The following is a 19,373-nucleotide window of genomic DNA, read 5'->3' as shown; positions in this document are numbered from 1 at the left end:
GCGTGATTGAGTCGATCAGGATGAACTTACGGTGGGCTTGGCTTCAACTCTCATGGTCTTGAGTCGAAGTGCCCGAAGTCTTCGCGTCATTTCCGTGGCGAGTCGCCGTGCGCGACTGGAACTCGACGGTTACACTGGCGAAGCAGGTTGCGACGGTGGCTTGATTCAGGTCCAGATCGTGAACCATTACGGAGCATATGTCGCTTCGCGTGAAGAGGCCGTGAGCTTGAATGATGCCTGCTGGGTCAAACATCTGCATTGCCAGGGGATGAGGAAGAACATGTCTAGCGACCGCTCTATCGTACTTCATGTGGGTGCCCACAAGACCGCGTCGACTCTGCTACAGCGTGCCATGTCGCAGCAAGCCGATGATCTGGAGCGAGATGGACTCGCAGTCACACATCGGAGAGACATTCTTGATACTGCTTTTTTCAGGAACTTGAAGCAGATCGTCATCTCGGGTAATGTTCCAAGTCCGAGCGAGACGGAAGTGTCGAAAAGAGATTTCGGGCAACTCGTTGACCGGGATGCGAGTCGCGTCCTGTTGACGAATGAGAATTTCTTGGAGAATTTCCGGAAGCCCCGATTCTATCGGAATGCTAAGGTGGCGCTGTCTTGGATTTCTGACCTTTCTGATGACCCTCTGTCGATCGTTCTATTTACGCGTTCGCAGCCGGATTATATCGAATCCATGTATATGCAGCGCCTGCATCTTGGAGAATCGATTGCATTTGACGAAGCAAGTGTCAAATATGCGAACTTGAATATGTCGTGGGCTAGCATCCTCGATGACGTGTCCGATGTGCTGGGGCGCGAATCGGTGACGAGTATCCCCTACGAGGCGGTGAAGCGTGTAGGTGCGACTGGGTACTATCGCGCGTTTCTTGCCGCCTGTGGGGTCGACGGCACGACGTACGAAATTCCTGCAGAAATGGAGACGTCCAGGTCTGCAAATCGTTCGTATTCAGGCGAGGCGATGAAGCTGGCGTTGGCTATAAACCCGCTGATTCCGCGGCAGAAACGCAAGGTCTTCAGGAAGTATCTCCAAGAGAATTACTCAACCGCCACTCATCCGAAGGCCGAGTTGTTCTCAGAGGCTGAACGTGCCACCATTCTCGAACTCTACGCCGAGGAGAATTTGCGGTTGTTCGTTGAGCATATGCCGGATTGGCGCGAGGATGCAGCGGCGTACGGCGTGAGCACGACCTAGCATCACGAGAACCGACGTGAACAGAGATCCGGCGCGACGCAACTGCCTCTGGTGGCTATTGCGTCCTGGAGCTCGCGCTGGCTTGCCGCGGCTAACGCCGACGGTTCGTTAGGGGCCTAGAGTCTCATTCGACATGCGGTAGCACAGGCCGCGAGCTCATCGGGTGCGTGGTCGGCGTTGTTGGTGGATGTCAACAGACTGGTCGTCCAGATTCGCATCAGGTCGTTTGTTGTGCGTCAACGCGTGCTCCTTCCGCGGGCAGTTGTGGACGCCCCTGTCATTGCCAGGGATGCTCACCTACCGGCTTTCTGAGGTCGACGGTTCCTCATGAGGTCTCGGCTTTAGGGATCTGCTCGCTGAAGCCTAAAGTGAAGTGTCCTGCGGCTGGCGGCCGCGGTGTACTGGCAACGGGCACACCAGCGCCGTGCTCGCGTGCTCGAGCATGGCGTGGGTCGTGTTGCCTTCCGCGCCCAGGTCTTGTCAGATGTCCGAAGTACCATCGGGCTTCTCGGTGTATCCCATGGCTGGCTAGGCTATGGGGGTGTCAAGCTCACCTCGTGTCTCAATCGTCATCGCCGCGTACAACGACGAAGCGTGGGTGGGGGCGTCGCTGGATAGCTGTCTTGCGCAGACCGAACGCAACATCGAAATTGTCGTGGTCGACGACGCCTCGACTGACTCGACATACGAGATAGTCAAGCGATACTCGCAGCTCGATTCGCGCGTGAGGCTGATCCGACAGCGTGAGAATCGCTCCGCATTCCAAGCACGCCGCGAAGGTGTCCTGGCCGCTACTGCGTCGCGCCTGATGTTCCTCGATGGCGACGATGCACTTGTCCCGACTGCTGTTGCAGAGGCTCTATCGACAGCCGATGCCAGCGGGGCAGATGTCGTCGGGTTCGGGGTAGAAGTTGTCGTTCCAGCGGGAATGAGCGTCGGACGCTTCGCTGGCGACCTGCAGCCGAAGCACGCCGAGCTGTCCGGCGACGAGATCACTCCCGCGCTGTTCCCTGTCGGGAAGATCGCGCAGGGGCATCTTTGGCGCTACCTCTGGGGCGTCCATCTGTTGCGAGACGCCTATATGTCTTTGCCTGCCGATCTCAGGCTCTACCGCGCGAACGACATTCCCATCGCGTTTCTTGCCCTCACGTCCGCGAAGAAGTATGTGTCGGTGGCTTCGAAGCTCTACCGTTATTTCTGGCATCGAGGAGTCAGCGGACGGACGGTGGCCGACGCAGAGACGTTCGACTTGTACCTCAGCGCGGTTGACTCGATCGATTCCATCGCTGACAGCATCGACGCAGCAGCTCAGTCGAAGACCAGCTCCACCGGGTTACGAGAATCCTACCGCTCTGCTCGTCTGTCGATCATCCAGATGATTCTGCGCTACGTGACCTCGATTGAGTCGACTTCGCTGCAAGATGAGTGCTTCGAACGTCTCGAGTCGAAGGCAGGATCCGCCGAGGTCGTGCTCGCGGCCGCGAGCTTCCACCACGCCGCACTTCCGTTGCTCTCCCGTCATGCGGTCGAGGTTCCCGTGAGGCGCACCCTGCGCAACGTGGTGATCGTCACAGGAAACCTGGCAGCAGGCGGGTTACAGGGCGTGGTCATTTCGCAGGCGCGACACCTTGCGGAGTCTGGACATACCGTGACCATAGTCGCTCGCACTTTCGATGGACGCACTCACGAACCGCTCGAAAATGTCGATGCTGTCGTATTGCACGGACACACGGTCGGCGAGCGAATAGCGTCTTTCCTCGAGATCCTGCGCGAGCGCGATATCGACATCGTACTCAATCATTGGTTGCTCTACGACGAGAATTGGCCGTTCTTCCCCCTTGCCGCCCGCACGGTCGGGGTACCGACCATCGGATGGATCCACAATTTCGCGCTCCGAACCGTCTACGATTTTAGTACTCGCGGGTCGCTTCTCGCGACCTATCTGCCGCTGCTGTTGCGCACCGTCGTCCTGTCGAAGATCGACGTCGTGTTCTGGAAGCTCCGGGGTGTGCACAACGCGGTGTATCTGCCGAACCCACCATCACCACTGCTGCTCGATCTTCCTCACGACGGCACGCCTCGCAGCGCTCCTGACGGCCCGATCCGGCTCGTCTGGTGGGGGCGTCTTCAGCAGCATACGAAGCGCGTGCGCGATCTCGTCGACGTCGCAGCTGCTCTGCGCGTGCGTGACGTTGAGTTCCGGCTTGCTATCATCGGGCCAGATTCGGACGATACCACTGCCGATGATCTGCACGAGTACGCCTTTGAGCGGGGCGTTGCGGATGCTATCGATATCCCCGGTATACGGCACGGTAGTGAATTGATGGAATGGCTTGAGGTCTCTGACCTCTGTATCTACACCAGCGCCATCGAAGGATACCCCCTGTCGCTCGTTGAAGCGCAGGCCGTCGGATTGCCCGTGATCATGTACGAGTTGCCGTGGCTGGCGGTCGTTCAGGAGAACGACGGCATCGTGCAGGTGCCGCAGGGCGACCCTCATGCGCTCGCCGAGCAGATCGCATTGCTTTCGGCAGATTCAAGCGCGTACGTGGCTCGCTCCCAGGCTGCGCTTCGGGCTGGACGCGAGGCCCTTGCACATGACTTCACTCAACTGTATTCGCAACTGTTGGCCGACGAGCTTCCACCTGAGCTCTCTCCGGAGCCGACCTTGGAAGACGCACGCCTCCTGTTGAACCTCTCGCTTCGTCTCGAGGAGTCCGTCGTCGTCCGTGAGCGTAGCCATGCCCAGCGCTTGGCTGATCAGCGCAACCGCGCGTGCCGCGAGGCCGAGCGCTTGCGACTCGAGAACGCGAAGCTCAATGAACCCACGATCGTTGCTGGCATCCGCCCTCTGGGGCGCGCCGCGCTGAAGATGCTCCCCAGCCTGCGCCCGATGGCGCGTAGGTTCAACCGGTGGGTGCGCGGCCTCTGACTCAGCGGAGAGCCTCGGCGAACTCCCGCGCTCCTGACGTCATGTCGCCCCACAGTTTCTCGCGGCGTTCGGCGATCTCGGCCGACAGACGATCTTCGTTGTGGATGAAGTAGTTGAGCTTGCCGATGAGTGAGTTCGCCATGCCGTCGAGTTCATCGCGCCCCAGGCGGGCGCGACGCGGCACCTTCGCGAGGAAGTGGTAGTTGCCGAAGTAATCGTTCGGCATGCCCTGGCGCGCGTTCATCCCGATGAACGCAGCCGGCTGGTCGAAGGCGAGGAATGGCAGCCAGCCGTGAAGACGTTTGCCGAACGCGAAGCGACTTCCCGTATAACGCGCGCCGAAGTCATCGACCTGTTGCAGCCGGGCCGTGTACTCCCGATTGAACGTCTTTGAGTCGGGCTCCGTCGCGAGGACGTCGTGGAAGAGGGCCTGGTCAGCGTCAATGAGCGGGAAGAGATCAAGCGAGTACCGGTTCGAGTCGCCATACGCATTGACCATGCCGCGCACTTCGAGGCCCTCCGCTTCGGCGTAGGCCTTGAACCGACGTAGGGGGTGGTTCGCGATATTCTCCTCGGTGAACAGATGCGCATCGAGGTTGACGACCACGATGTCGTTCACCTGCTTTGGCGTGCCGAGGAGGCGGTCGGTGAACAGAGATGAGCACGGCAGCATGCGCGGTTCTGCTGCGGGGTCGACCTTCCGAATGAAGTCGGCTTCCTTGCTGGCTCGTACAACGATCCGCTCCGACTTGCGCAGAATCTTCTGAAGGATCGGAAGCTCGTCTTCACGGGGAGTCTCGAGGATTCCGGAAGACCAGACGAACATACGCGAGTCGTCGAAACGGCTCCACTGCGCGTCGAATTTTCTCTGCACGTGACGCGCGCTGTTGGTGCGTGCGAGGATCCCGCCCGGCCCGATGATCACGTTGGCCGGGGCCGTGCGCGCGAACTTTACGTACTTCGGGTCGCCGACCGTGCGGAAGTCGAGGTCGACGAGACCGTCGAACAGCTTCCGGGTCGTCTGATAGATCAGGGCATCTCCCGCGTTGCCGCGCACGCCGAGCGTGACCCACATCGCCTTCTTCGGCACTGATTCCTCCGTTGTCCGCCGACTAGGCTATCCCGTGTCGTCGGAACAGCATTGCGATCGGGCCGCCGCCCCGCGCGCCGATGACGCACAAGAGGATGTAGAGGAGAACCATGCCGACCGACCAGGTAGTCATCGGAGGCCAGACGATCGGTGCGGGATCACCCGTCTACGTGATCGGCGAGATCGGGCTCAACCACAACGGCGACGTCGACAACGCGAAGAAGCTCATCGATGTCGCGGCCGATGCCGGTGCGCAGGCGGTCAAGTTTCAGAAGCGCACGCCGGCGATCGCGACGCCCGAGCATATGAAGCAGACCCCGCGCGAAACGCCGTGGGGCACGATGACGTACCTCGACTACCGCTACCGCGTGGAGTTCGAAAAGGAGGAATACGGCGAGATCGCCGCATACTCCCAGAAGAGAGGTCTCGACTGGTTCGCTTCGCCGTGGGATGAGCCCTCGGTCGACTTCCTCGAAGAGATGGGCGTCACGACGCACAAGGTCGCCTCTGCTTCGGTCACCGACCTCGGCATGCTGCGCAAGCTGAAGCAGACGGGCAAGCCGATCATCCTGTCGACGGGCATGTCGACGCTCGAGCAGATCGACACGGCCGTTGAGATCCTCGGCACCGACAAGCTCGTCATGATGCACGCGACGAGCACCTACCCGCTCCCCGCCGAGGAGGCCAACCTCCGCACGATCCAGACGCTGAAGGACCGCTACCAGGTCCCCATTGGCTACTCGGGGCACGAGCCGGGCCTGCAGATCTCGGTCGCCGCGGTGGCCCTCGGCGCCGTCGCCGTCGAGCGCCACATCACGCTCGACCGCACGATGTGGGGCAGCGATCACGCGGCGAGCCTCGAACCCCGCGGATTCGAGACCCTCGTTCGCGACATCCGCATCATCGAGGAGGCGCTGGGTGACGGCGAGAAGCGGGTGTTCCCGGGTGAGCTCGCGCCACTCAGCAAGCTGCGTCGGGTGGACGGCTGACACCCATCGTGGGCGAGCTCGACGAGCAGCGCCTGTTGTGGTGCCTGTTTCCCGAGTTCGACATTCAGCTCGCGCGTCCTCGATCGCACCGATCGACGCGTGCACGATTCGCGTCCGCGGTCATGCCGGAGTCCCTGCGGCCGTATGCGCCGTCGCGAATGCGCGAGGCCGGAGGCGGGCTTGTTGTCACGCGCTCTCCGAACGAGGAGCGAGCCGTCGCGCCCGTATTCTCATCGGAGAAGGTGGGAAGACGACCGCTTCCGAGCATCGCGGGAGCGAAGGCACATGGTGGTGTCGTGCGACGCGCCAAGCGGCGCATCGACGAGTTTCTCGAGAGAGTTGACAGGACTGAGCTTGTCGCGTCGTGGCGGCACGCCGCGAATGCGACCGCACGCGAGATTCGCCGTCTCGAGGGCGTAGACCTGAGCGAGTACGAATTCGTGCTTCTCGCGCGACAGACCCACCCACTGCTCCGCGCGCTGATCCTGCGCGCAGAGCAGCAGAATGTGCCCGTGGTGTACGTCCCGCACTCTCCGCTCACTGATTTCCAGGTGGATCTGCCAGTGTCTCTTGCGGCGATGCGTGGCGAGGCCGAGGTCGACCACATTGCGTCGGTCACGGGCGCAGACGTGTCGCGTATGGCGGTTGTCGGCAATCCCGCCACCGATGTCACACGGGCTGACCCACCGGCTCTCACGGGACCTCCTGTCTTTGCGGTGTCGCCCGACCCGGAGCCGCTCCTGCGGAGGATGTTCTCGCTGCTCTCAGATGCCGGTCTGGAAAGCGTGGTTGTGGCCCCACACCCGCGCTCCGATGTCGCAATGCTCGAGCGGCTGATGCCACGAACGTGGTCGTTGCGCCGCGGCGGGCGCACAGTGGACCTGCTTCGTGAAGGACCGCGCTGCGTTCTCCAAGCGTCGAGTGGCGTCGCGTGGGAGTCCGCGGCGCTCGGGATCCCCACCGCCGACATCCGCCTCGACATTCAGTCGCCCGTGTATCCATTTCTCCGGGATGAGCGCGCGTTCCCTGCGATACGTAGGCCGGAGGACGTTCGTGATTTCACCGAGGGGGTCTTCTCGATCGACCGCGACGCCCTGCGCAAGCGAGCGCTTCTCTGGTGCGCATCTGACGGCTCGGAGGCCGCCGGACGCCTGCGCGACCTCCTGAGGGCTCCGCGGCCAGCTGACGAACGGATCGTGGACGCCTGGGCTCCCGGAGGTGTCCTGCGCACAGCGTCGCCGCTCGCCGGGCTGTAGTGAGATATTCCTGGGTCGCGGAGCGTCTGCTGACTCTGCGACGGGTGTGAAGCCGAACACGCGCCGGCCATGAACTTTCGTACGCTATACGGTGGAATCGGATGAAAGAGGTGGGATGAGCGATACCGGTGCGTTCACTACGAACGAAGGGCGGTCGCCTGGTCGGCGCGTGCCGTGGCGCGTCGTCATCGCCGCCGCCGTGGCGCTGATCGCGGGTGGCGTGGCCGCGGCCAACCTGGCCGCGGCGTTCGTCGGCCCCACACCCGCGGGAGGCGAGCCGACACAGACGGTATCTCCGGCGCAGACGCCGACACCCACGCCCACTCGTACGCCCACTTTTGCTCCCACCCCGACGCTGACCCCCACCCCGACGCCGACTCCAACACCAACCCCGACGCCTGAGGGCGTGGAGCCCCCAGTGCACGAGGCCCCGGCGCCGCCCGCGGAGCAGCCACCGTCGCCTCCTCAAGAACCGGCGCCCAGGACGGAGCCGCCGACAGACGGTTCGACGGGCTCGGAGGGTTCTGCCGATTCGGAGGGTTCGACGGGCTCGGAGGGTTCTGCCGATTCGGAGGGCTCGATCGACTCGGAATCGGACAGCGGTACGCAAGGGGACGCGGAAACGTCAGGCACTGAAGACGCGAACGGATCCGGAACCAGCACGGGCCCGACGGTATCTCCGACGACGTCGCCCGCGCCCAACGACATCCTCGGCAACTGATGCGTGCGTCGGTGGGCCAGTAAGAGAGCCCGCTGTAGCGCCTCAGCGCGCCGCGATCACCCGGTCCGCAAGCTCCCGCACCGCGCCGTCGCCGCCGTTTCGGGTGAGCACGACGCGGGCGGCGCGCTTTACCTCGGGCCGCGCGTCCGCGACGGCGACCGGCCAGCCGACGAGCGACATCGGACCGAGATCGTTGACGTCGTTGCCCAGGTAGGCCGTGCGTGCGAGGTCCACGTCGTTCTCGCGTGCCCATTCTGTGAGCACAGAAACCTTGTCGTCGACGCCATGGAGCACGGGAACGCGCAGCTTCTCGGCGCGGGCGGCCACGACGGGATTCCGTTCCTTCGACAAGATCAGCAGCGGGATGCCGGCCTCACGGAGGAGCGAGACGCCCATGCCGTCCGAGCGGCTCACACGCACTGACTCCTGCCCGGTCTGGTCTACCGTCGCGGTGTCGTCGGTGTGGACGCCGTCGAAATCGGTCACGATCGTGTCAGCGTCGATGGCGTCCGTCGTCTCGACCAGGGGAGCGAGCGCGCCCGCCATGTCGAGCTCGAAGGGGCTGTCGATCTCGATTGCTGAGTTCTCCGGCACCTCGACGATGCCGATGCGCCCGAAGAAGCGATGCTTGGCGGTACGGAAGCCCGCCGCATCGAACACGTAGAAGGCGCCGGTTTCCATGTAGTGCGGATCGCGGTCCTGTCGCCGAGGGCGGTGACCAGCCGAGTGGTTGATTGCCTCGGCGGACCCGTCGGCGCTGCGTCCCCACAGGAAGCCGTACGTCTCGTAGGCAGAGAAGGCCGAGTCGTGCGATCCGTCTTCCACGAGGCGCACGGCCTCGGCGATCCCGTCGGAAGGGATGAACGGCGACGTTGCCTGCAGGAAAACGACGGTGGAGAGAGGGGTCCCGGCGGCCTCGATCTCTTCCATCGCGTGCAGCACGGCGCTTTCCGAGCTCGCCGTGTCACCGGCGATCGTCTCGGGCCGGTGGACGATATCGGCCCCCGCGGCCGTCGCAGCGGTAGCTATCTCGGCATCGTCTGTCGACACGAACACGTGGGAGATCCCGGCCCCGAGCGCCGCGGCGACGGCACGCGCGACGAGCGGAACGCCCGCGACAGGGAGGACATTCTTGCGGGGGACGCCCTTCGAGCCGCCGCGCGCGGGGATGATGGCGACGACCTCGCCAGGCTGAGCGGGAGTCATCACGAGTTCTCCTGGGTCGTGTCGCCGGACGCGAGCACCTCGTCGAGCATGTCGCGGTATCGGTCCGCGAAATGGCCGAGAGAGAAGCTCTCGGCGAAAGCGCGGCGGTTCGATTCTCCCCAGGTACCCCAGTCGCGTTCGATGATTGCGCGAGCCGCGTCGGCGAGGTTGTCGTCCGTCACGAACTCGACGTTGCCGTCTATGTCGAACTCGGGATTTCCGCCCGCGGGCGACAGGACCACGCCCTTGCCGGCGCGCATGGCCTCGAGGATCGCGAGGTCGAAGATCGAGTGGCGATGCATCATCACGTACACGTCGGCATAGTCGACCAGAGCGAGGAGATCGGCGTGCGTCATCCGCTTGCCGATGAGGCGCGACTCGAACGACCAAGTCTGCGACGCCTCTTGGGCCTCGGCGAAGCGCGTGCGGTCGATGGCGGATCCGATCGCGATCCACAGCACGCGGCGCCCGGACTGCTCGCGGTACACCTCGAGGAGCGCGGGCACGCGATCGAGGCCCTTGTCGCCGTTCCAGTCGCCGACGCTGATGAACACGTCGAGATCGTCGTCCTTCACGGGGAGGTCGAGCTTGCGCGCGAGGGCCGGGAGGCGCTCGGCAGGCGCGGCGCTCGCCGAGTGATCGACCGCCGACAGCGTGTTGTACAGGGGCTCGTCGCCGAAACGAATCTGTGCGGCGAGCGCCGGATCCGCCGTCGATTCGAATGCGGCCCGCGCGCCGTCGCTCGGGAAGTACATACGCTCGGCGCCCGCGCAGATGACCTCCTCGAGCCGTGTGACCACCGCCGTCTCGTGCGCGGTGGGCGTGCGCCCGATCGAGCGCATCTCCTGCAGTGTGCTGCCCTGCTGGTGGTACACGATCACGTAGGGGACGCCGAGCTGGTTCGCGCCTAGGGCGCTGCCGAGGTCGTGGCAGACCATGACGACGCGCCTACCGGCATCGATCGCGTTCGTGACCTCGGGGTGCGTACGCACGTACTCGGCGCCGAGAATGAGGTCGACGGGCTTACCGCTGAGCCCAGCGGTCAGGTGGGGAAGGCTGTGCTTGAGCGCGCCCTTGTCACCCTTGTCGAACAGAAAACGCATCTCGTGGCCCGCGTGCTCTTCGCCGAGCGCCAATCGCTGTGTGGCGAGTACCCCGGCCGGGCCTCCCGTGCGCCCGCGAGCCGGGTCGTAGTCGCGGTACGCGCAGTTGAAGATGATGGTTTCGTCGGTGTTCACGGGTTCGTCGCGACCGAGAAGCCCGCGCAGGAACGACCCCTCTCGCTCGACCTCGTGGCGCGTGCCCATATCCCCGAGCGTGTCGTAATAGTGCCCGTGGTCGGCGCCGCCGTCGACGCTCGAGAAGCCGTACACGTCGACGCCGGACAGATCGCCGTCGCGCGCCTGGGCGAGCAACCACAGCACCTGCGCCCCGCTCGTCGGAAGGCGGAGCCCGGAGGTATCGCGCAGCGTGCGCTTCGTCTCCGTATCGATCCAGGCGAGCTTCTCCGGGGCAAACAGCGCGTCGCGAGCCAGGATCTCGAGGTGTGACGGGTGCTCGAGGAGATTACGCCGCAGATCCATCTCCCAGAGCACTAGGGAGAAATCGTGGAGATTGTGACGGTCGCGCACGTCGCGGTGCGCGCCCCGCACCCACACGTCGGTGCGCGCGCCGTAGTCTCGCTCGTGCCCGCTGGGGAAATTGTTGAATCGGATCACGACGTCGTGCGCGTCGACCTCGGCCCCGAGGCCTGTGCTGAGGTTGCCGGGGCCGTTGCCTACGACGGCGACAGTCTTGCCCGCGACGAGGTCGCGAAACCGCTCGCGCGGGTCTGCCGTGAAGAGGACTTCGGCAGTCGCCGCCGCGGAGTCGAGCTCGGGCGTACGAACGCCCAGGTTGTGCACGAACGGGGCAAGGGGGAGCACCTCGGCGATGCGGTCGGGGCCGAACTCGTCCGCGTACCTGCGGGAGATCGTCTCGGCGGTACGGACCTCGCTTGCCTCGAGGGAAGCCGCCGCGTAGACGAGCCAGGCTGCCGGGTGCAGGGCGCTCCACGCGCGATCGTTCGTCGCGAGTTCCCGTGCCTGAGTCAGGATGCTCTGGGTCGGGCCGTCGTCGCGCCACGCGCAACGCAGGATCTGGAAGTCTTGGTGACGCGAGGGAAGGACGTCGGCCAGGTCCACTCCGTAGGCGTCGCGTCGTGCGCCCATCGACCGGATCGCATTCGCTGTCTGCGACACGGCCCTGCGCCCGATCTCCGTCTTCTTGACCTCGCGGAGCACGGCGCGCGCGCCGGGCAGCTTCTTGAAGGAGTCGAGCGGGTTCATGGGCCTCATAGCGTGACGGGAGCGATCGGGGCCTGCCCTGAGGCGGCTGCCCCTCGATCCTATGCAGTCGGGGGAGCGACTCTCGGATTCCGACCGCGTGGTATGCATGGAGACTATGCGCCACACGCTTCAGAATCTCTTCGCTCGTCTGAAACGTGGGGCTCGAACTCTGCGACTCCCGGCGACGGAGCGACCCTATGTGCGCAGGGCCGATGAGCTCTTCGCCTACCTGAACGTGAACGGTATCGCCGAGGGACGAGACGTGCTGGCGCTCGCCGCATCACACGGGCGCTGTCGACGTGCGGAACTCGTGGAGGCGCTGTCCGGGACGGTTCCGGTGCGCCGTTTCCGTACTCGGTACGAACGGACGGCCCTGCGGAACCTCGCCACGCTTCTCGCCGATCAGCCGGAGGGGCCGACCGACGCCGACGACGCGATTGTGCTTGTCCGAGCGCTCATCGACGGCGTCGGCGTACGCGATGCCGGAAAGGAAGCGCGCTTCCGTCTGATCGAGATGATCGTCGAACGGTCGGAGACGGAGGAGGACCTGGATGAGTTCATCGACACGCTGCACATCGCACGCGACGACGCCGCACAGCAGCACCTGCTTCGCGCGAATGCCGTAAACCCGTTTTCCGGCGGACGGTCGATCGAACCGTGGCAGGCGCACGTCAACACGATGCTGGCGTCGGACGGGCTCGACACCATCACCTTGCGCCCTGGCGAGGACGACCCGTTCGATCGTGTGTCGAGCGTGCCCGCGCAGACGCGTGGCGATGGCCCCCTCGTGACGGTCATCATTCCGACCTACGAACCCGGATCGCGTCTGGCGACGGCGGTCGAATCGCTCCTTGCCCAGTCGCACCGATCACTTCAGATCCTCATTGTGGATGACGCGTCATCTCCAGAGACCGCCGCATCCCTCGATGCATGGCGGGAACGCGACCCACGGATCGAGATCGTGCACCTGCCGGAGAACGCCGGGCCCTACCTCGCTCGAAACATCGCGGTGTCCGAGTATACGCGAGGCGCGTACGTGACGGTCCACGACGACGATGACTGGTCCCATCCGCGCAAGATCGAACGCCAGGTGGACCACCTTGAGCAGAACCCCGACGAGGTCGCGAACATGGTGAATGCCGTCCGTGCGTCTGATGACATGCAGTTCGGGCGGATCAACGGCAATCCGGTATGGACGCAGCACGCGCTCTCGTCACTCATGGTGAGGCGTTCGGCGTTCGACGTGATCGGGTTCTGGGATGTCCTGAACCGTTCGGCTGACGCCGAGTTCAACGATCGGATCAGGGCGTGGACCGCGCGGAGGATTCCCGTGGTCGGGCGGGTTCCGCATGCCTTTTACCGCGTGCGTTGGGATTCCCTGAGCGCGGGAGAGTTTCATCACGGATACATGGACGCTCGGCGTCGTTGGTATCGCGATTCTTACTCGCGCTGGCACGCATCCGAGATCGTCGCCGGCCGGGCGCCGCACCTTCCTGTCGACGATCGGAGCACGCGTCCGTTCTCGGTCCCCGCGGACTTGTGCGGCTCCCGTCAGGGTGGTGAGCGAAGCGTCGCCGTTGATGTGCTGTTCGCGGGGGACTTTCGCGACGATGCCCTCGACACGGGCGGGATCCGGGCGCGGATCGCCGGCGGGGCGAATGTGGCGCTCCTGCAGGTCGATTCGCCCCGTCTCGCCCCATCTGCACGCGTCCGGGCCGACATTCTCGACCTGGCGAGAGACCCGCGCGTCAGCATCTTTAGCCTGAAGGACGACGTGATCGCAGCGGAGACGATCGTCCTCGACACCGAGATCCTTCGGTTCCATGCCGAGGCGCGCCGGGCCCTTGAAGCGCACGTCTGACGGCCGGATGGTTGCAATCGGCGCGATCCCGCCGCGATAGGATCGCACGCGTGCCGAACGAGACCGCGAATGTGCCTCCGACCGGAGACGCCACCGCGGGACCGGGAGATCGTGCGATAGCTGCCGCGAGCGTGCTTCCCGAGGGGGCTCGGCTTCTCCACATAGGTCAGCCGGATGCCGCAGTGGTCGACATTCGCAAGGCCGCCGCTGCGCGCCGGGAAGTCCTTCTCGAAAACGGCGTCGTGTACCCCGGGGCCGACCTTGACCACAGTGCGGCGACCTCAGCGCTCATCGGGCCCTCTTCGCCAGCGTGGCGCGCGAATCGCACGCTGGCTGTGTGGGACGCGTTGCGAAGCGAGATCGAGATGCATCCGCGCAAGCGCGCGCTCATCAGCGACGAACACATCGCGGCGTGTGATGACGATGCGGCCCGGCGATTCGCCGACGAACTTGGGGGCCGCCTGCACGTCGTCATCACCGCAAGGCGTCCAGGTTCCCTTCTGCCGTGGCTCTGGCAGCAGCGCGTTCTGAGCGGTCATGCCGGGCCCTATGCCAAGTGGCTCTCCCGGGCGGTCGAGCTGGAAGATCGGAGTGACAAGCGCCGATCTGTTGTCCCCGAAGAGTACGACCTCGCGACGCAGATCGTGCGCTGGACGCGGATCATCGGCCCCGCGCAGGTGCACGTCGTCCTCGCCGACGCCGACAATCCGGCCGTTGTCCCCGACATGTTCGAGACGATGCTCGGACTCCCGGCCGGCCTTCTCCAACCGGATGCACTGAACGAGAACGACGTTCCTCGGGCGCTGACGTCCGCCGAGACAGGTCTGGTCCGTCGCGTGAACAGGGCGGCGAGGCGAGCGGGCGTCAGGCGTGACGCATACGATCGCGTCATACGCAACGGGGCGGTTGCGGCGTTGCGAGGCCACGGAGATTCGGGCGATTGCAGCGGCCCCCTGGTCGTCCCCCCGAAGTACGCCGCCCAACTGGCGTCGAAAGCGCGCACCTTCGTCGACGCGGCCGTAGCGAACGGCATCGATGTCGTCGGCGCCGGCGACCACTTCCAATCGCCGACGGCGGCGCCCGCCGCCTCGCGCCTGAGCGCCGAGGATCGCGTGGCGATGGCAGTGTCTATGCTCCGGGGGGCCGTGTCGGCGGCCCTCGGTCGAGGCGTCGACTTCGACCGCGCAGCCCCTGACCCGCACCCGTTGGGCCAGGAAGCGCGCGACGCGCGACGTGGGCGCGATGTCCTGCACATCGACCTGAGTTTCACGCGCGTAATCGATCGCATCCGTCCCTCCACTCCTCGCGCAGGCGCCCCGGCTCTCGTCGGAGGCGTTGCTCGTGTTGTCGCTTCGTCGCGCACAGCGCGGTGGGTGGGGGTCGAGGGGTACGCCCTCATCGATCCCGGTCTGCGCGAGTGCGTCTTTCGCGCGTTGAACGATCCCATGGTCATCATCACGGCCGACGCCGACGCTGAGCGTGCACTCTGGGAGCAAGCCCTCGCGTTGGGGGAGACGCGGGGCTTCCCTGATTGGTCGGTCGACGGTGACGCGCTCTTCGCCGCGATCGCAGACCAGACAGCGGACTTCTCGGTTATTCGCTCAGACGACGAGGACGCCATTCGCAAGACGCTTCAGGACCACCCCGCGCCCCTGAGATTGGCTCCCGGGAATAGTCACCCTCTCAAGCAGCCCGATCTGCTCCTCATTCGTGAACTCAACGAATCCCTCGCCGATACGTTCCTGCGGCCATTCGAACGGCTCGCCGTGATCGGGACGGGCGCGATGGGGGGCATGCGTGCGAGACGATCTGGCGACACCAACCGGCCCGACTCGATGGCGCGGGCAATTGCTGGCATCGCGGCCATGGTGGGAGACCACCTGCTTTGATGCCAAGTTCTCTCCGTGCGGCGACACCGCCGACGGTGAAGACGCGTCGCTATCAGTGTGACGACACCGAAACCGGTGCGTCGCGTCGGAGCGATCCCGTTGACGCGTCAGGCCGCCGCCGGGGGAACCTGGCCCATCGACGAGTTCGCGCGTGCCGCCTTCCGCGCCGCCTTTCGGCCGGTCTCCGCCGGAAGCTGTTCCCGCAGACGTGCCTTCTGTGGCCGGAGCTGCGCCAGCTCTTCCTTCGCCGACTTGATCGTCTCGCGTGCAGACTTCATCGACGCGCGAAGCTCCTTGATACGCGCGTTCACCTTGCGCAACTCCTGACGTGCTTCTTGGGACATGAGAGCTACTCCTGCTCGCTTGAAATGACGCGGTGCCGTGATCTTCATCGCAGGCACGCGATGCGTCTCACGCGTCGCGCCTGCCGATGGCCTCATATAGAGCATTCCGGCCCGAGGGTGATCGATCTCAGCGTAGTCCTTGGCCGATGCGACTTCGACTACGCTCGCACACGACCGGTCGGCCGCCAGGCTGGCTTGATTTCTGTCAGCAGCTCTCCGGGCGCGCCAGGGCGAGTCGAAATGTGAATGCGAGTGGAGAATGTTCGATGCCCCGTGAGCGCGCGCTGACAGTGCTCCATTCGACCCGAGCCTCCGCGCCCGGCGAGACGAAGTACGCCGACCACATGGCCGCCGTCGCCTCAGACGAGATCCACGTCGTCTTCTTCACGTGGCGCCACGCCCTGTTCGGGCGGTACGACCTCTTCCACCTGCACTGGCCCGAGGGGCTTGCCGGGGGCGCGGGGGCGCGCGGCATCGTGAAGTCGCTGCTGACGCTCCTGCTGGTGCTGCGCCTGCGGTTGACGCGCACGCCCGTCGTCTCCACGTTGCACAATCACGCACCGCACGATGCGCGCGTCTCGTGGCGGCTGCGCCGCATCACGCGCGCGTTCGAACGAATGACGCGCGTCGAGATCCATCTCGTGCCCGAGCCCGATCGCGTTGCCCCCGCACCCGTCGCCGACATCCCGCACGGCAGCTACGTGCAGCCGTTCGCGGGCATTCCTCGGGCCGAGCGCGTCAACGGACGTGTCCTCTTCTTCGGCCTCATCCGGCCCTACAAGGGAATCGATGCGCTCCTCGACCGCTACGCGGAGGCGGATATGCCCGGTGCGCTCCGCATCGTCGGAAACCCGATCGATGACGCCCTCGCGGGGCGGGTCGACGAAGCGGCGCAGCACGACGCGCGCATCACCCGCCGATTCGGCTTCCTGCGCGACGCAGACCTCGTCGACGAGGTCACGAGCGCGCAGCTCATCGTGCTGCCGTATCGCGAGATGCACAGCTCTGGCGCCGTGCTCGTCGCGCTCTCGCTCGGCCGACCCGTGCTCGTGCCAGACGGTTCGACGGCCCGGGCGCTGCGCGAGGAGATCGGGGACGGATGGGTGCACACGTTCTCGGGCGACCTCACGGCCAATGATCTGCGGACGGCATTCGAGCGTTCTCGCGAGCTGCCTTCGGATCCGCCCGATCTGTCGGCGCGGTCATGGGATCGCGTGGGCGCGGCACACGCGGCCGCGTACCGGACGGCCGTGGGCCGCGACGCAGACGAAACGGTGTTCGCGTGGCTGTGGGGGCAGGACGACAACGTCGGCGACACCGCCCTGCGTCGTGAGTACGCCGACGCTCTTCGCGCACGAGGCCCCCTCGTCGCCTACGTCGACGACGCGTCCGACGATTTCGTCGCGGCTCTCGGGCTCGCGGACGGCGACCGCGTCACCTCGAGCCTCACCGCCTGGCTCCGCGACGCGGTCTCCGCGGCTCGACGCGGACCGGCGACGCTGGCGATCAACGCCGGTGAATTCAGCTTCTCGGGCGGGTATACCGTGCGTCTCCTGCGGATCCTGCCCGCTCTGCGGCGCTTCCATCGCCGGGGCGGCGCGATCGTCTGGCTCGGCGCCGCCGTGCCGTCGCCACGTCGCGGCGTGACCTGGTTGTTCCGACGGCTCTTCCGTATGGCGGATCTCGTGCGGTGGCGAGACGACGAGACCGCTCGCGTGTTCGAGCCCGCGCCGTCGATGCCCGATTGGGCGCTCGGGCTCCCCACGAGCGGTGTCGCGGTGTCGCAGAGCACGCTGGGCGTCTCCTTGCGGGCGGATCGTCCGTATCCGAGCCCCGCGTGGATCCGCGCGGTGCGCGAGACGGCGGATCGCCTCGGCCTCGAGATCGTCACGTTCGCGCAGGTGCGCCGCGATTCCGCCCGCGCTCGACAGCTCGCAGCGGATCTCGGTGCCAGGGCCGTCCCATTCGATGACGCGACCACGCATCTTGCGCAGGAGGGAACGCTGCGCCGCGAGTACGCTGGCATGCGCGCCGTGCTCAGCGATCGTCTGCACGTCCTCCTTCTCGCGTTCACGGAAGGGGTCGTCCCCCTGGCGTGGGTCGAGGCGGCGACCCCGAAGCTCTCGCGCCACCTCGACGCACTCGGGCTGCCGTGGGCCACTGTGCAGGCGGGTGAGCTGCCGGTGCGCATCGCGGAGCTCGACGATGACACACTTCTCGCGTGTGCGAGCGACAGCGCTGCGGCGTACGCGCGGGCCGTTGACGAGCTGGCAGACGTGCGCCGCGAGCTCGTGGGGGATCAGTGGCGGCCGGCGGCACGGGCGAACACGCGCTCGTGAGCGCGCACGATCGTCTCATCGGAGGGGATCCGCTCGTCGGTGCGCGCCGCGTCGGCAAGGCGTCCGCGCAGAGCGGCGTCATCGACCAAGCGGCGCAGCGCCTTCGCGAGGGCGGCCACGTCGCGCGGAGGAACGAGCACGCCGTTCTCGCCGTCACGGATCCACTCGGCGGGCCCGCCCTCGTTTGAGGCGACGACGGTCCGCCCGCGCGCGAGGTACTGCAGCACGTTCTGTCCGAGAGGCTCGGGGCGCGTGGAGTACTGCACGCAGACGTCGAGGGCGTCGATACGCCCCCGCACCTCGTCTTCGTGCCCCGCGAACGTGACATCGCCTGCGACACCGAGCTCTCGGGCAAGGCCGGCGAGGCGACGCGCAAACTCCTCGCTGCCGAAGGAGGTACCGCCGACGAGCGTCAGCGTCGCGCGCCCGGAGAGGCCTGCGCGCGCGAAGGCGCGCAGGAGCTCTTCTTGCCCCTTCCACGGCGACAATCGTGCCACCATGCCGATGCGCACGGGGCCGTCCGGACGCGGTGCGGAGTGCACGGCGCGGCTCATGCCGATGGGGCTCGGCACGACCTCGACGAACTGGTCTGCGCGCGCGAGGGGGCTCACGGTGCGCGCCGTCGACGCCGAATTCGCGACGAATCCGGTCGCCCGTGGCACCACGACGCGGCGGAACAGCAGGGCGCCGGCCGAGCCGATTGCGTCGCGCTCGATGCGGTCGCGCAGATGCACGATAAGAGGCGTCGTCCGCCCTCGGAGGGCAAGGGCCGCATAGGCGGCCGCGCGCGTCGAGTTCGCGTGCACGACATCGGCTCCGTGCAGGGCGCCGCTGCGGCGCAGAGCCCCGGCCTGTCGAACGAGAGCTCCCGCGAATCGCGTCGCCGCGATCGGCGAGGCCGAGGCTGCGCCGGGCCGCTGGGGACGCCCGGCGCGCGAGATGTCGACGTCGTCGAGGCCTGCGAAGACACCGAGGGAAGAGTCGGTCGGAAGCGCGAGACGCGCCTGCCAAGCCCTCGCAGGATGCGAGAGAAGCCGCGCGAGCGCGATCTCGGCCCCGCCCCGTTCCGTCGTGTGCGCGACGTGCGCGACGAGGAGCGGCGGATTCGAGGTCGACACGACGTCAGTCTAGAATGGCGCGCGGTGTCCGCCTCATCGTTGGCGGTGCCGGGTGGGGAAAACGCCTGACCAGGAGCCCGGTCGGTTGTGA

12 protein-coding genes are annotated in these 19,373 nt (G+C 65.9%); 7 read left to right on the top strand and 5 right to left on the bottom strand.

From position 1 onward, the window contains the following. Positions 1-94: 94 nt before the first annotated feature. Together C0012_RS15365 and C0012_RS04015 are read left to right on the top strand one after the other, a co-directional pair. Positions 95-1,210, top strand: coding sequence for a hypothetical protein (locus C0012_RS15365; RefSeq protein ID WP_162621896.1), 1,116 nt, complete (start codon positions 95-97; stop codon positions 1,208-1,210). Between the two features lie 541 nt (positions 1,211-1,751). Next, positions 1,752-4,142, top strand: coding sequence for a glycosyltransferase (locus C0012_RS04015; protein ID WP_162621897.1), 2,391 nt, complete (start codon positions 1,752-1,754; stop codon positions 4,140-4,142). Between the two features lies 1 nt (position 4,143). Here the strand turns inward: C0012_RS04015 and C0012_RS04010 are convergent, their stop codons facing one another. After that, a complete protein-coding gene (locus tag C0012_RS04010; protein ID WP_110589647.1) occupies positions 4,144-5,232 on the bottom strand; it encodes a polysaccharide pyruvyl transferase family protein in 1,089 nt (362 codons plus the stop codon). Positions 5,233-5,342: 110 nt separating this feature from the next. Between C0012_RS04010 and C0012_RS04005 the strand changes: the two genes are divergently transcribed. After that, entirely contained in the window at positions 5,343-6,221 is an 879-nt protein-coding gene (locus C0012_RS04005) for an N-acetylneuraminate synthase family protein (protein ID WP_110589648.1), read from the top strand. 296 nt (positions 6,222-6,517) lie between these two features. After that, positions 6,518-7,477: a hypothetical protein gene (locus C0012_RS04000; RefSeq protein WP_162621898.1), complete on the top strand. Its 960-nt coding sequence runs from the start codon at positions 6,518-6,520 to the stop codon at positions 7,475-7,477. Positions 7,478-8,240: 763 nt separating this feature from the next. On the opposite strand, the gene C0012_RS03985 is transcribed toward C0012_RS04000, so the two are convergent. Together C0012_RS03985 and C0012_RS03980 are read right to left on the bottom strand one after the other, a co-directional pair. Further along, on the bottom strand, positions 8,241-9,404 hold the full coding sequence (locus C0012_RS03985; protein WP_110589652.1) for an acylneuraminate cytidylyltransferase: 1,164 nt from the start codon (positions 9,402-9,404) through the stop codon (positions 8,241-8,243). Further along, the gene (locus C0012_RS03980; RefSeq protein WP_162621899.1) at positions 9,404-11,731 is read right to left on the bottom strand and encodes a glycosyltransferase family 29 protein; all 2,328 of its coding nucleotides are present in this window, start codon (positions 11,729-11,731) and stop codon (positions 9,404-9,406) included. Before C0012_RS03980 ends, C0012_RS03985 begins: the two co-directional genes overlap by 1 nt. Before the next feature lie 199 nt (positions 11,732-11,930). Here C0012_RS03980 and C0012_RS03975 point away from each other — a divergent pair, with 199 nt between their 5' ends. Together C0012_RS03975 and C0012_RS03970 are read left to right on the top strand one after the other, a co-directional pair. Beyond that, positions 11,931-13,592, top strand: coding sequence for a glycosyltransferase family 2 protein (locus C0012_RS03975; protein ID WP_162621900.1), 1,662 nt, complete (start codon positions 11,931-11,933; stop codon positions 13,590-13,592). Between the two features lie 50 nt (positions 13,593-13,642). Continuing rightward, positions 13,643-15,481, top strand: a complete 1,839-nt coding sequence (locus C0012_RS03970) for a hypothetical protein (RefSeq protein ID WP_162621901.1) — start codon at positions 13,643-13,645, stop codon at positions 15,479-15,481. A 107-nt stretch (positions 15,482-15,588) separates the two neighbouring features. Here the strand turns inward: C0012_RS03970 and C0012_RS03965 are convergent, their stop codons facing one another. Beyond that, positions 15,589-15,825, bottom strand: a complete 237-nt coding sequence (locus C0012_RS03965; protein ID WP_111466934.1) for a hypothetical protein — start codon at positions 15,823-15,825, stop codon at positions 15,589-15,591. Positions 15,826-16,091: 266 nt separating this feature from the next. Between C0012_RS03965 and C0012_RS03960 the strand changes: the two genes are divergently transcribed. Beyond that, positions 16,092-18,164 (top strand): polysaccharide pyruvyl transferase family protein, encoded by a 2,073-nt coding sequence (locus C0012_RS03960; protein WP_110589657.1) that lies wholly within the window; start codon positions 16,092-16,094, stop codon positions 18,162-18,164. On the opposite strand, the gene C0012_RS03955 is transcribed toward C0012_RS03960, so the two are convergent. Continuing rightward, positions 18,125-19,282, bottom strand: coding sequence for a glycosyltransferase family 4 protein (locus C0012_RS03955; protein WP_110589658.1), 1,158 nt, complete (start codon positions 19,280-19,282; stop codon positions 18,125-18,127). The genes C0012_RS03960 and C0012_RS03955 overlap by 40 nt on opposite strands. Positions 19,283-19,373 lie beyond the last annotated feature (91 nt).

It is taken from the genome of Microbacterium suaedae, assembly GCF_003254645.1.
Lineage (GTDB): Bacteria > Actinomycetota > Actinomycetes > Actinomycetales > Microbacteriaceae > Microbacterium > Microbacterium suaedae.
The sequence above is the reverse complement of the archived record's forward strand: the minus strand, read 5'-3'. Positions and strand labels throughout refer to the sequence as shown.